At 71.6% G+C, this 13,302-nt stretch carries 9 protein-coding genes; 5 read left to right on the top strand and 4 right to left on the bottom strand.

All coding sequences use genetic code 11. From position 1 onward, the window contains the following. Nucleotides 1-58: 58 nt before the first annotated feature. Nucleotides 59-1,549 carry an MDR family MFS transporter gene (locus P3T34_RS17190; protein WP_280672175.1) on the bottom strand — a complete coding sequence of 497 codons (1,491 nt, stop codon included), beginning with the start codon at nucleotides 1,547-1,549 and terminating at the stop codon, nucleotides 59-61. Between the two features lie 351 nt (nucleotides 1,550-1,900). Between P3T34_RS17190 and P3T34_RS17185 the strand changes: the two genes are divergently transcribed. Further along, nucleotides 1,901-2,518, top strand: coding sequence for a helix-turn-helix domain-containing protein (locus P3T34_RS17185; RefSeq protein ID WP_280666903.1), 618 nt, complete (start codon nucleotides 1,901-1,903; stop codon nucleotides 2,516-2,518). A gap of 69 nt (nucleotides 2,519-2,587) precedes the next feature. Here the strand turns inward: P3T34_RS17185 and P3T34_RS17180 are convergent, their stop codons facing one another. After that, nucleotides 2,588-3,358, bottom strand: a complete 771-nt coding sequence (locus P3T34_RS17180) for a M23 family metallopeptidase (protein WP_280666902.1) — start codon at nucleotides 3,356-3,358, stop codon at nucleotides 2,588-2,590. 295 nt (nucleotides 3,359-3,653) lie between these two features. On the opposite strand from P3T34_RS17180, the gene P3T34_RS17175 reads away from it, so the two are divergent. From P3T34_RS17175 to P3T34_RS17165, 3 genes are all read left to right on the top strand, one after another. Continuing rightward, entirely contained in the window at nucleotides 3,654-3,980 is a 327-nt protein-coding gene (locus tag P3T34_RS17175) for a trypco2 family protein (protein ID WP_280666901.1), read from the top strand. Further along, nucleotides 3,977-7,618: a tetratricopeptide repeat protein gene (locus tag P3T34_RS17170; protein WP_280666900.1), complete on the top strand. Its 3,642-nt coding sequence runs from the start codon at nucleotides 3,977-3,979 to the stop codon at nucleotides 7,616-7,618. The genes P3T34_RS17175 and P3T34_RS17170 overlap by 4 nt, the downstream gene beginning before the upstream one ends. A gap of 190 nt (nucleotides 7,619-7,808) precedes the next feature. Next, nucleotides 7,809-8,921 carry a hypothetical protein gene (locus P3T34_RS17165; RefSeq protein ID WP_280666899.1) on the top strand — a complete coding sequence of 371 codons (1,113 nt, stop codon included), beginning with the start codon at nucleotides 7,809-7,811 and terminating at the stop codon, nucleotides 8,919-8,921. A gap of 3 nt (nucleotides 8,922-8,924) precedes the next feature. Here P3T34_RS17165 and P3T34_RS17160 read toward each other — a convergent pair whose 3' ends face one another. Together P3T34_RS17160 and P3T34_RS17155 are read right to left on the bottom strand one after the other, a co-directional pair. Next, a complete protein-coding gene (locus P3T34_RS17160; protein ID WP_280666898.1) occupies nucleotides 8,925-9,443 on the bottom strand; it encodes a hypothetical protein in 519 nt (172 codons plus the stop codon). A 157-nt stretch (nucleotides 9,444-9,600) separates the two neighbouring features. After that, nucleotides 9,601-12,117: an ATP-dependent Clp protease ATP-binding subunit gene (locus P3T34_RS17155; RefSeq protein ID WP_280666897.1), complete on the bottom strand. Its 2,517-nt coding sequence runs from the start codon at nucleotides 12,115-12,117 to the stop codon at nucleotides 9,601-9,603. A gap of 602 nt (nucleotides 12,118-12,719) precedes the next feature. Between P3T34_RS17155 and P3T34_RS17150 the strand changes: the two genes are divergently transcribed. Beyond that, nucleotides 12,720-13,298: a hypothetical protein gene (locus P3T34_RS17150; protein ID WP_280666896.1), complete on the top strand. Its 579-nt coding sequence runs from the start codon at nucleotides 12,720-12,722 to the stop codon at nucleotides 13,296-13,298. The last annotated feature ends 4 nt before the right edge of the window (nucleotides 13,299-13,302 follow it).

Raw genomic sequence — 13,302 nt, 5'->3', positions numbered from 1 at the left:
AAACGCCGCAGCCCCCACCCGAACTGGGTGGGGGCTGCGGCGTTGCGGGCGGGGCGGCTCAGATGGCCGCCGCCTCCAGCGAGCTCTCCGACTTCGGGCCGCCGCGCAGCGGGATGTCCCGCAGGAAAACGGCCGCGGCGATCGCGATCACGGTGATCACGGCGGCGCACAGGAAGACCGAGTGGATGCCGCTGGCCACCGCGTGGTGGAAGGCGTTCTGGAAGAACTCGGGCTTCGACTTGAGCGTCGCCGGGGTCAGCGCGTTGGCCGCGGAGGCGTCCGACGCGTGTCCGGCGAGCTGCGGCACCTGCTTCAGGCCGGCGGTGATCCGGTTGGTGTAGAGCGAGCCGAAGAGCGCCACGCCGAACGAGCCGCCGATGGTGCGGAACAGCGTCGCCGTCGAGCTGGCCACGCCCATGTCCTTGAGCTCCACGCTGTTCTGCGCCACCAGCATGGTGATCTGCATCAGGAAGCCCATGCCGGCGCCGAGCGCCACCATGTAGCAGCTGGAGGTGAAGCGGGTGGTGTCGGTGCCCAGGGTGGAGAGCAGCAGCGCGCCGCCGCCCATCACCGTGGTGCCGATCAGCGGGAAGATCCGGTACTTGCCCGTCTTGCTGACGATCTGGCCGACCACCAGCGAGACCACCAGCATGCCGAACATCATCGGCATCAGCAGCAGGCCGGAGTTGGTGGCCGAGGCGCCCTGCACGTACTGCTGGTACTGCGGCAGGAAGGCGACGGCGCCGAACATCAGGAAGCCGACGATGAAGCCGATGATCGAGACCATCGAGAAGTTGACGTTCTTGAAGAGGCCGAGCGGCAGCATCGGCTCCTCGGCGCGCTGCTCGGTGTAGCAGAAGCCGATCAGGGCGGCGACGGCCAGCACGCCGAGGCCGATGATGTGCTTGGAGCCCCAGGCGTACTGCCCGCCGCCCCAGGTGGTGATCAGGACCAGCGAGGTGATGCCGGTGGTGAGCAGTGCCGCGCCGAGGTAGTCGACCTTCGCGGTGGAGCGGACCTTGGGCAGGTGCAGGGTGACGGTGACCACGGCCAGCGCGATCAGACCCAGCGGCAGGTTGATGTAGAAGATCCAGTGCCAGCTGAAGTGGTCGGTGATGAAACCGCCGAGCAGCGGGCCGCCGACCGTGGCGAGCGCCATGACCGCGGCGAACATGCCCTGGTACTTGGCGCGCTCACGCGGCGACACCAGCGCACCCATGATCGACATCACGCCGACCATCAGGCCGCCGGCGCCCAGGCCCTGCAGGGCGCGGAAGGCGATCAGCTCGGTCATGTTCTGCGAGAGCCCGGAGAGCGCCGAGCCGACCAGGAAGATCACGATCGAGGTGAGGAAGGTGCCCTTGCGGCCGTAGAGGTCGCCGAGCTTGCCCCAGATCGGCGTGGCGGCGGCGGTGGCCAGGGTGTACGAGGTGACGACCCAGGAGAGGTGGTTGGCACCACCGAGGTCGCCGACGATGGTCGGCATGGCGGTGCCGACGATGAGGTTGTCGAGCATCGCCAGGAGCATGGTGATGACCAGACCGATCATCACCAGCGTTATCTCGCGGTGCGTTCGCGCCTGCGCCGGGGTGCCGGCCTCCCCTTCGACTGCTGAGGGCGGGGTGTCCGCCTTCGCGTCGACCTGCTGTTGTGCCATGGTGCGTCTCCCGGAAGCGCAGTGCGGTCCGCGGCTCTGCGGGCCTTGAGGGCGATACTTACTTGCCGCCCGGCTAGTTTGTTGTCCGTTGGCACGGTAAGGTCTGTGTAAGCCGGGCGTCAAGCCGAATTCGGCCACAGCCGCCTGGTCAGCGAGAATGAGGCCGGAGTCGGTGCCTGGCCGAGTAGTCCGACGGCACCGACGCCCTAACCCCACGCAGCTATCAAGGCAGGCCGTGAAGTCATGAGTTCGACACTGAGCCCCCGCAGTGACACCCGCGGACGGATCATCGCGGTGGCGCTGGAACTCTTCGCGGAGAACGGGTACGAGAAGACCTCGCTGCGCGAGATCGCCGACCGGCTCGGTGTGACGAAGGCCGCGCTGTACTACCACTTCAAGACCAAGGACGACATCGTCCACGGCATCGTCGAGGCGATGGCGGCGCCGATCGACGACGCGATCGCCTGGGGCGAGAAGCAGCCTTGGTCGCCGCAGGTGCGCGACGAGTTGGTGCGGCGGTTCGCGGCCGGGATGGTCGAGCGGGCCCCGCTGCTGCGCTTCTTCCACGAGAACCAGCCGGCCCTGCGGGGGAGCCCGGCGGGCCTGGAGTTCAAGGAGCGGATGGTCGGGATGATCCGACTGGTCCACGGTCCGCGCGCCTCGTTCGAGGACCGGCTGCGCGCGACCATGGCGCTCTTCTCGGTCAACTCGGCGCTCTTCCTGCTCAAGCAGGACCTCGACGACGGCCAGGCCGCCGACCACGTGTGCGATGCGCAGGGCGCCACCCTGGATGAGGCCGTGGCGGCCTCGCTCACGGTGGCCCTGGAGATCGCCGAGCGGATTGAGGCCGGGGTCTCCTGACCCGGGCGCCGCTGCGGGGGCCGGTCAGAAGGGGGCCGATCAGAAGCGGGCCAGTCAGAAGCGGGCCGGTCAGAAGTTGGTGGCGCCGTGTCCGGAGAGGTAGCCGATCGGGTCGGTGACCGCTCCGTAGCTGTTGCTGGTGCGGATCTCGAAGTGAAGGTGCGGGCCGGTGGAGTTGCCGGTGCTGCCGGAGGCGCCGATCCGCTGGCCGGCCGTCACCGTGTCGCCCGGGCCGATCGCCAGCTCGGAGAGGTGCGCGTACTGGGCGTAGCGGCCGTCCTCCAGCAGCAGCACGATCTGATTGCCGTACGAGCCGGCCCAGCCGGCCGAGACCACGGTGGCGTCGCCGACCGCGAGTACCGGCGTGCCCTGGTCCACCGCGAAGTCCACGCCGGTGTGGTAGCCCGCCGCGTACTCGGGGTTCGGCTCACCGTACGGATTGCTGATCCGCGCGCCGGGGACGGGGGCGAACCAGTGCGGCGCGGGAGGGGGCGCCGGGGCGGGCGGGGCGTGCGGGGTCAGCCTGGACGTCGTGCCGACGGCGTCCCTCGCGCTGCCGGGCCCGCCAGGCAGCGGGTAGGCGGTCGGTTCGCCGCGCTGGACCAGGTCGGCCCGGGTGTCGAGGCCGTGCCCGGCGGCGGTGAAGGCGGAGCTTCCGGGGGTGGTCGGCCGCACCGTCCGGGCGGCGGCGCTGCCTGGCACGGCGGCCAGTATGACCCCGAGCAGCACGGCGCCCGCGGCGGCGGCCGTGGCGGCCTTGCGCCGGTGCGGGCCGTAGAAGACCGCGTACGGGGCGAGAGGTGCCGGCGGCAGGGGCGTCGGTGACGCGGTGGTGGGCATGGGTGGGCGACCTCGCAACGGCTCGGGGGACCATTCAGGTGTAACCGTCAGGGAGGCAATAACGAAATCGGATCAGCTGTCCCGGCGTGGAGCGCGGTCAGATCGGTAATTTCAGGCGCTTGGCGGAGTGATCGCTTTATCGGCTCATCGGCTCGTCGGGTGACGGGACTCACCTCCCGGGTGGCACGGACGTCCGGTGCCGGTACGGAAAGTCGAATTCCTACTTCGCCGGACAGCGCGCGCCGGCTGACCTAATGTCGGATCCATCTGACTGCGGATCACTCGGGGAGACGTCGTGAGCGAAGCTGTCGCGGACATCGAACTGGCCGATGCCGTGCAGGCCGTCCGGCGGCAGCTGGCGGCGGCGGCCGAGCAGGCGGCCGGCCAGCGCATCCAGTTCGAGGTCGGACCGGTGGAAATAGAGTTCACCGTCGAACTGCGCCGGGATGCCAAGGCCTCCGGCGGCGTGCGCGCCTGGGTCCTGTCGGCCGATCTGGAGGCCTCTGCGGGTCGGACCAGAGCGCACCGGGTGACCGTCACGCTCACCCCCAAGGACGTGGTCACCGGCGCCAGCCCGCTGGTCGGCCACCAGGATCTGGGCAGTCGCGAGGGCTTCCATTGACCTTGACGGCGCAGCGGATCGCGGCGGTCCGCGCGGCGAGCCAGGGCAGCGGGCTGCTGCTCAGCGCCCGGCTGATCCTCACCGCCGCCCATCTGCTGCCCGCCGAGCCCGCCGGCCCCGGCACCCCGCCCGAGGAGCAGATCGAGGCCGCCGTGCCGGGTGGCCGGGGCTGGGTGCGCTGCGCCCCTCTCTGGCGCTCCGACCGCGGCGGCGGCGCCCCGGACGGTGAGGTCCGGCCGGGCCTGGGCAACGACGTCGCGCTGCTGCTGGCCGCCGCCGACCTGGTGCGTCCCGGCACCGCCGAGCGCTTCGAGGAGCTGCGCTGGGGCCGGATCGACAGCAGCGAGCCCGTGCCGCTCTGCCATGCCACCGGCTACCCGGCCGCCACCCGCGAGGACGGCGGTGTGCTGCGCAGCCACCAGCTGATCGGCACGCTGGCCCCCGGCAGCGCGGTCGGTACCGGTCGGCACGTGCTCAGCACCCTGCACCAGCCGCCCGGCCCGGTGACCGGAGCGCAGTCCCCGTGGTCCGGGATGTCCGGCGCCCCCGTGCTCTTCAACGGCCTGCTGCTGGGCCTGGCCACCGCCGACCTCGCGCCCGGCATCTGGCACCACTCGCAGCTCGGCCTGGTCGCGCTGGCCCCGCTGCTGTCCGACCCGTCCTTCGCCGCCGTGCTGGCCCGCCACCTGGACCGCGACATCCGGGTGCAGGGCATCTCGCCGGGCGAGCGCGCCGATGCGGAGTTCGAGGAGCACTACGCCCGCTCGATCCGCAAGGAGCACGGCCGGCTGAAGATCTTCGGCCTGCCGCAGTCGCAGCCCTGGGCGCTGGAGACGGCCTACCTCAGCCTGGAGGCGGTGCCCGCCGTCGAACCCGAGAGCGGCGACCGCGAACCCTCGCTGGCCCGCCCCGCGCAGCGCCAGCGGGTCGAGCGGATGCTCAAGGGCCGCCACCGGGTGCTGCTGCGCGGCCAGGCCGGCTCCGGCAAGACCACGCTGCTGCAGTGGCTGGCCGTCACCGCGGTGGGCGGCGGCTTCGCCGGCGAACTCGCCGACTTCAACTACCGGGTGCCCTTCGTGCTGCGCCTGCGCACCATGTTCCAGCTGCGCAACCTGCGCCCGCGCCCCGCCGACTTCCTCGCCATCGACCGCAGCCGGGTGGCCGACAGCCAGCCGCACGGCTGGGCCGAGCGGGTCTTCGAGAGCGGCCGCGCGGTGCTGCTGGTGGACGGCCTGGACGAAGTCCCGCAGCAGCACCGCGAGGAGGCCGAGGAGTGGCTGGCCGAGCTGCTGGACGACTACCCGCGGGTCTTCACCCTGGTCACCGTCCGCCCTTCGGCCGTCCCGCCGCGCTTCCTGCGCCATCTGCGCTTCGACGAGCTGACGCTCTGCCCGATGAACGAGTGGGACCGCACGCTCTTCGTGGAGCGCTGGCACCAGGCCGCGCTGGCCGCCGAGGCCGATGACGCCGAGGACTGGGACCCGGCCGACCGGACGGCCCACGAGCAGCGCTTCCGGGAGATGAAGAACGCCCTGCTGCGCACCCTGGACCGCTCGCCCGAGCTGGACGCCCTCACCGACAGCCCGCTGCTCTGCGCGATGATCTGCGCGCTGCACCGGGAGTGGGAGGGTGCGCCGCCGCACCGCACCATGGAGGTCTACGAGTCGGCGCTGAACATGCTGCTGGTCAGGCGCGACAAGCAGCGCCGGGTGGCGGTCGGGCCGCTCGGCGAGCAGCTCGGCCGCGAGGAGCAACTCGCGCTGCTGCAGCGGGTGGCGGCCTGGCTGGTGGCCAACGGCCAGACCGAGGGCGGTCGTTCGGACGCGCTGCGGCAGATCGGCCGGGTGCTGCCCAGCCTGCCCGCCGCCCACCGGGGGATCGACGCCGAGCAGGTCTTCCGCCATCTGCTGGAGCGTACCGGCCTGTTGGCCGAGACCAGCGTGGAGACCTTCGAGTTCGTCCACCGCACCTTCCAGGACTACCTGGCCGCACGGGAGTTCATGGAGGACCGGGACTTCGGCCTGCTCGCCGACCGGGCCGCCGACGAGCAGTGGGCGGACGTCGTGCGGATGGGCGTGGGCCACTGCTCGCCGCGCGACCGGGTGGAGCTGCTGCACCGGCTGCTCGCGGCGGCCGACGCCCGCTCCGACCCGCGCGAGGCGCGCTGGATCCGGCTGGTGGCGGCCACCTGCCTGCCGTACGCCTCGGTGCTGGACGAGCCGGTGCAGGCCGAGGTGCTGGACCAACTGGTGCCGCTGCTGCGGATGTTCCCCACCGAGGCCGGCCAGACCTACGAGGCCAGGGAGTGGCACGGCCTGTACGCGATCGGCGAGGCCCTGCTGCCGCTGCTCACCCCGAGCAGCGACCTGCCCGTCTGGCTGGTCTGCCGACTGCTGGAGCGGATCGGCGGGGAGGAGGCGCTGCGCCGGCTGGCGGCGATCGATGCCCAGGTCGCGGACGCCGGGGAGCCGGCCGCGCTGGCCTCCCGCGAGGTGCTGGCCCGCGCCTACCAGGAGGCCGGCGACCTGGACCGGGAGATCCCGACTCTGGAGCAGATCGTCACGCTCACCGAGCAGTTGGTGGGACGCGGGCACCCGGACGCCTTCTCGTCCCGGCTGCGGCTGGCCGACGCCCGGCTGGAGGCGGGTGATCTGGCCGGCGCCGTACCGAGCTTCGAGCAGCTGCTGGCGGACGCCGAGGGGCGGGCCGGACCAGCGGACCTGCTGGTGATCCGGGGCCGGCTCGGCGAGGCGTATCTGCAGGCCGGGGCACTGTCGCTGGCCATACCGCTGTTCGAGCGGCTGCGCGAGGAGACCGAGGCGCTGCTCGGGCCCGAGCACCCGCACGCCCTCGCCGCCCGGGGCAGCCTGGCCACCGCGCTGCGGGACGCCGGCTCGCTGGCTCGGGCGATCACCATGTTCGAGTGGCTGGTGGTGGACGCCGAGCAGGCCCTGGGCGAGGACCACCCGGAGACCCTGACCATCCGCACCGCCCGGGCCGTCGCCTACGCCGAGGCGGGCGACGCCGGGCAGTCGATAGCGGCACTGGAGCAACTGCACCTGGACGCCGTGCGGGTGCTCGGCGAGGACTTCCCGGCGACCCTCACCGTCAGCCTGCGCCTGGCCATCGCCTACGCGCAGGCGGGCGACCTGTTCCGGGCCGTGCCGATCCTGGAGGCGGTCAACCTGGCCCGCACCCGCGTCCTGGGGGAGCACCACCCGGCCAGCTTCGCCGCCCGCCGCCACCTGGCGGTCGGCTACCTGGAGCAGGGCGACCACGCCCTCGCGCTCTCCCTGCTGGAGGTCACGCTGGTGCTGGCGGGCCGGGTGCTGGGTCCGCAGCACCCGGAAATCCTGGCCCTGCGCCACGAGTTGGCCGTCGCCCGGCGGCGCACCGGCGAACCCGGACGGGCCGCGGCGATGCTGGCCCGGATCATCGACGACCGCGGCCGGCTGCTCGGCCCGGCCCACCCCGACACCCTGCGCTCGCGCCACGAACTGGCCAAGGCCGACTGGGCGCTGGGCAACCCCTACCAGGCGATCGCCCTGGCCGAACGCACCCTGGCCCTCTGCGAGGACACCCTCAGCCCCGGCCACCCACTCACCATCGCGGTCCGCGAGTCCCTGCGGCGGGGCTGACGGCCTCTCACGCCCGGCTCTGTTGCGCAGCCGTGACGGACGCCACACAGATCCCGGACCCGGCGCTGACAGGCTTCTTACATCGCACAGAGCAGCAACCAGTCGAACGGGCAACTGAAGGCCCCAGGATGGCGGCGCGGCTCACGCGAGCATCCCGTACGTCGCATCCAGGTCCCTGGGGGAACCGCTCATGTCCGCTCGCACCAACCGCCGCAGCACCGCCGCCGCCATCGCCCTCACCGCCACGATCACCGGCACGCTGCTGCTGACCGGCTGCGGCCCGTCCGGCTCCACCGGCACCAGCGCCGCACCCGCCAAGCCCTCGGCGGTCACCGTCGCCCCGACCGACAGCTCGTCCTCGGCCCCGACCTCGACCCCGACGGACTCCGCCTCCGCCACCCCGACCTCGACGGCCCCGACCGGCGGCGGGCAGACCCCCTCCACCCGTCCCTCGGCCCCTCGGACCAGCGCGGCTCCCGTCCCGGTCCTGAACGGCACCGCGCACACCGGGCTGACCATCAGCAACGGCACCGACTACGTGGTGATGAACGGGACTTCGGTCAACTTCGGCACCGTCGTCCGGGACCTCGCCTGGTCCCCGAACGGCAGCCGGGCCGCCTTCATCGACGGCGCGGGCAACCTGGTCACCAGCAACCCCGACGGCACCGGCAAGGTCACCGTGGCCGTCGCCCCCAGCGGCGAGAGCTGGTCGCACCCCACCTGGCAGGTGACGGCCGCCGGGGACGTGAACGGCGTTCCGGCGAAGAACAACATCCTCTTCGCCGCGTCCAAGGGCGGGGTCTCGCAGCTGGAGCGCGTCGTGGCCTCCTCCGTCCACGGCACCCCCGCGGTGGTGAGCCTGTACGACAACTCGGGTGACAACGAGGCCCCCAACCCGACGACCGGCAACGTCTGGCCGAACGCCGCGGGTCACATCGGCACCTCCGTCTACGCCAACACCGCCGACGGCGACGTCTACATCCGTGACGACTACCTGCGCCAGCAGGGCGGTGTGATGACCAAGGGCTCCGAGCCCGACCTTTCCTCCGACGAGATGAACATCGTCTTCGTCCGCTCCGTCGGCGGGCACGACCACCTCTTCGAGGCGTCCACCTACAACCCCGCCCAGACCAAGGACCTCACGCCGAACGCCACCACCGACTACAGCGAGCCCGTGTTCTCCCCGGACGGCAAGACCATCGCCGCCCGGACCCCGGCGGGCGTCGTCACCCTCCCGGCCAACGGCTCGGCCGCCCCCAAGCTGATCTCCGGCGTCGCCGGTCTGCCCGCCTACCGAGCCTGACGCCTACTGCGGTTCCCGGCGGGCGAGTTCGGCCCGCAGCTCGGCCAGGTGGGTGTCCGCGGTGTCGTGCGGCAGGAACTCGACCACGTCGAGGAAGCGGAACAGCACCTGGCTCCCGGTGACCGCGAACTCGTAGTCGCCGAACCCCACCACGGCGCCGAGCGCGCCCCGCACGGCACCGCGCACCACGTGCGCGGTCAGGTCGTCCGGCTGCTCGGCGCTCAGCCCGCGCCGCGCGTTGGGGCGAGCCAGGTAGGGGCAGACCATCGAGGCGTACAGCATGCACGCGCGGTGCCCGGGGGCCTCCAGGGTCGGCGCGAGATTGCGGTACGGCCGACCGGCCGCCAGCGCCTCGCCGATCGCGGCGGACTCGGCGGCGCCCACCACCCGCCAGACCGGGCCGCGCGGCATCAGGGTGTTGCAGACCGAGCAGAGCCGCTGCCGGGCGCAGTCGGCGCTGCGCCCGTAGTCGGTGAGCGCGAACTGCGGCTCCTCGCCCTCCCAGGGCGTGATGGCCGGCACCGGATACCCGCGGGTGTCACGGGGCCTGGTCCGGATGGTCTTCGGGCATCGGAACGGAGTCGAAGCGCACTCCCCATACCTACCAGCAAGTGCGGCGACAGAAAGCCCCGGCCCCCAGCTGAATCAGCTGGGGGCCGGGGCTTTTGAGCGGGAGGTGCTACTTCGTCAGGTCCGGGCCCGGGGCCACCACCGCGGCCGGAGTGTCGGCGATAGCCGACTTCTCCTCGCCACGGAAGGTGAACTTGGCTTCCTTGCCTTCGCCCTCGACGCCGACCACCACGATCTGGCCGGCCCGCAGCTCGCCGAAGAGGATCTTCTCGGAAAGGTGGTCCTCGATCTCGCGCTGAATCGTGCGACGCAGCGGACGGGCACCGAGAACCGGGTCGTAACCGCGCTTGGCCAGCAGCTGCTTGGCCTCGATGCTGAGCTCCAGGCCCATGTCGCGGTCCTTGAGCCGACCATCCACCTTGTCGACCATCAGGTCGACGATCTGGATGATGTCCTCCTCGGTCAGCTGGTGGAAGACGACGATGTCGTCGACACGGTTGAGGAACTCGGGGCGGAAGTGCTGCTTGAGCTCCTCGCCGACCTTGTTCTTCATCCGCTCGTAGCCCGAGGCGGTGTCGCCCTGGGCCGCGAAGCCCAGGTTGAAGCCCTTGGAGATGTCCCGGGTGCCGAGGTTGGTGGTCATGATGATGACCGTGTTCTTGAAGTCCACGACCCGGCCCTGGGAGTCGGTCAGTCGACCGTCCTCCAGGATCTGCAGCAGCGAGTTGAAGATGTCCGGGTGGGCCTTCTCGACCTCGTCGAAGAGCACGACCGAGAACGGCTTGCGGCGCACCTTCTCGGTGAGCTGGCCGCCCTCCTCGTACCCGACGTAGCCGGGCGGCGAGCCGAAGAGCCGCGAGACGGTGTGCTTCTCGCTGAACTCCGACATGTCGAGGGCGATCAGGGCGTCCTCGTCGCCGAAGAGGAACTCGGCGAGCGTCTTGGAGAGCTCGGTCTTACCGACGCCGGACGGGCCGGCGAAGATGAACGAGCCGCCAGGGCGCTTCGGGTCCTTGAGGCCCGCACGGGTGCGCCGGATGGCCTGCGAGAGCGCCTTGATGGCGTCCTTCTGGCCGATGACGCGCTTGTGCAGCTCGTCCTCCATGCGCAGCAGGCGGGAGGACTCCTCCTCGGTCAGCTTGAAGACCGGGATGCCGGTGGCCGTCGCCAGCACCTCGGCGATCAGCTCCTCGTCGACCTCGGCGACGACATCCATGTCGCCGGCCTTCCACTCCTTCTCGCGCTTGGCCTTCGCGTTCAGGAGCTGCTTCTCGTCATCGCGCAGCGAGGCGGCCTTCTCGAAGTCCTGCGCGTCGATCGCGCTCTCCTTCTCCCGGCGCACGTCGGCGATCTTCTCGTCGAACTCGCGCAGGTCCGGCGGCGCGGTCATCCGGCGGATGCGCATCCGGGAGCCGGCCTCGTCGATCAGGTCGATCGCCTTGTCCGGCAGGAAGCGGTCCGAGATGTACCGGTCGGCCAGGGTCGCCGCGGCGACCAGGGCGGCGTCCGTGATGGACACCCGGTGGTGCGCCTCGTAGCGGTCCCGCAGGCCCTTGAGGATCTCGATGGTGTGCGGCAGCGACGGCTCCGCGACCTGGATCGGCTGGAAGCGGCGCTCGAGCGCGGCGTCCTTCTCCAGGTGCTTGCGGTACTCGTCCAGCGTGGTCGCACCGATGGTCTGCAGCTCACCGCGGGCCAGCATCGGCTTCAGGATGCTGGCGGCATCGATGGCACCCTCGGCGGCGCCCGCGCCGACCAGGGTGTGCAGCTCGTCGATGAACAGGATGATGTCGCCGCGGGTGCGGATCTCCTTGAGGACCTTCTTCAGGCGCTCCTCGAAGTCACCGCGGTAGCGGGAGCCGGCGACCAGGGCGCCCAGGTCCAGGGTGTAGAGCTGCTTGTCCTTCAGCGTCTCCGGGACCTCGCCCTTGACGATCGCCTGGGCCAGGCCCTCGACCACGGCGGTCTTGCCGACGCCGGGCTCACCGATCAGGACGGGGTTGTTCTTGGTGCGGCGGGACAGCACCTGCATGACCCGCTCGATCTCCTTCTCGCGCCCGATCACCGGGTCGAGCTTGGCCTCGCGGGCGGCCTGGGTCAGGTTGCGGCCGAACTGGTCCAGGACCAGCGAGGTCGACGGGGTGCCCTCGGCAGGCCCACCCGCGGTGGCCGACTCCTTGCCGCCGCCCTGGTAACCGGACAGCAGCTGGATCACCTGCTGGCGGACACGGTTGAGGTCGGCGCCCAGCTTCACCAGGACCTGGGCGGCGACGCCCTCGCCCTCGCGGATCAGGCCGAGCAGGATGTGCTCGGTGCCGATGTAGTTGTGGCCCAGCTGAAGGGCCTCGCGGAGCGACAGCTCCAGGACCTTCTTCGCCCGGGGGGTGAAGGGGATGTGACCGGACGGGGCCTGCTGGCCCTGGCCGATGATCTCCTCGACCTGCTGGCGGACCGCCTCAAGAGAAATCCCGAGGCTCTCCAGGGCCTTAGCGGCGACACCCTCACCCTCGTGGATCAGGCCCAGGAGGATGTGCTCGGTGCCGATGTAGTTGTGGTTGAGCATCCGGGCTTCTTCCTGAGCCAGGACGACAACCCGCCGCGCGCGGTCGGTGAACCTCTCGAACATCGTTAATCGCTCCTCAGAGCGGTCGGGCAGTTCGGGGTCGGTCCCCGCCCTGTCCTTCCGCATGCTAGTCCCGCTCAGCGGCGCGGCAGGGGCTCCTCTTGCCCGTTGGTGGGCGAAGAGGGTGGATCTCCCCCCACGTGTATGGGGGAATCATGCTGCACGACCAGCCGACACCCTTCCCAACCTGATGTTGGGAGACGGTGTTCCCGCTAGTCCGCCCGATGCACGTGTTCCCGCTACGCCAATGGCGAACACGCTCCGCTCCGATCGGTGGAACGGTGTGCACTCGCCTCGTCCGCCGGCTTCGCGGCCTGCCTGCGGTTCGGGCCTGGACCCGTCCCACCTGCATTCATACCGGAAATTGCGGCGGTTCTCGTGCAGTTTCCCGGCTGGTGTTGTTCGCTCGGCGAGAAGTCTGCCGATCGGGGCCCCGGATGACGGGGCCTCAGCATCGCGGGTATGCCGGTACCGGGTCGGTCAGCACTCGGTCAGCGCTCGGTCAGTGCCCGGTCAGGGGTCGGACAGGGGTCGGGCGGCGGCCCGGGTAGGGCCAATCGGGGTGGCCGGCGTGACCGGTCCGCAGCTCCAGCGTTGCACAGGTCGTGAGTGCCCCGCCGTCCCCGCCCCAGTCCGCCGGAGCCCAGCCGGCCGGACCCGGGCCCGAAGGCACGGCAGGCCGCACCGGGGAGGCTCGCCAGGAGGCGCCGGACGGGCCGAGTGCGGCACTGCTGGACTCGGATCGGCTCGAACTCCCGGCCCGGGCCGGAAGGGCCGCACTGGCCCGACTGGAGCGGCTCGGCCGGCCGACCGGGCCGGTGCTGCGGGCCACCGACCCGCAGGGCGCCCAGCGCTCGCTCTACCTCCTGGCGGTGGGCACCGCCGAGCTGGTGCCCGGCCTGCTGTGCTGGCTCGGCTGGGGGCCGGAGCTGGGCCTGGACCTGCGGGCGACCGGCCGTCCGCCCGGCGGCGCGAAGGTGCCACGGCCGCGGGGCGCGGAGGATGATCCTCCGCGCCCCGTGACCGGCGGGCACTCGCTGCGAAGCGTCCGCTGGGTACGCGCCCGGGCGGCCGCCGGGCCGCCGCTCGGTCTGGACCTGGCCTCGCCGGGTCTGCTGCGGCTGCTGGACGGGCTGGCCGAGGCCTGTGCCCGGGACCGGCTCGGCCTGCCGCCGGCCCGCTGAGGCG

It is taken from the genome of Kitasatospora sp. MAP12-44 (assembly GCF_029892095.1).
Lineage (GTDB): Bacteria > Actinomycetota > Actinomycetes > Streptomycetales > Streptomycetaceae > Kitasatospora.
This window is presented reverse-complemented; position numbering and strand designations above follow the sequence as displayed.

Coding starts and splice junctions, on each gene's coding strand:
- P3T34_RS17190 (WP_280672175.1), bottom strand. CDS start 1,549: ATGATCGGTCTGGTCATCACCATGCTCCTGGCGATGCTCGACAACCTC.
- P3T34_RS17185 (WP_280666903.1), top strand. CDS start 1,901: ATGAGTTCGACACTGAGCCCCCGCAGTGACACCCGCGGACGGATCATC.
- P3T34_RS17180 (WP_280666902.1), bottom strand. CDS start 3,358: ATGCCCACCACCGCGTCACCGACGCCCCTGCCGCCGGCACCTCTCGCC.
- P3T34_RS17165 (WP_280666899.1), top strand. CDS start 7,809: ATGTCCGCTCGCACCAACCGCCGCAGCACCGCCGCCGCCATCGCCCTC.
- P3T34_RS17155 (WP_280666897.1), bottom strand. CDS start 12,117: ATGTTCGAGAGGTTCACCGACCGCGCGCGGCGGGTTGTCGTCCTGGCT.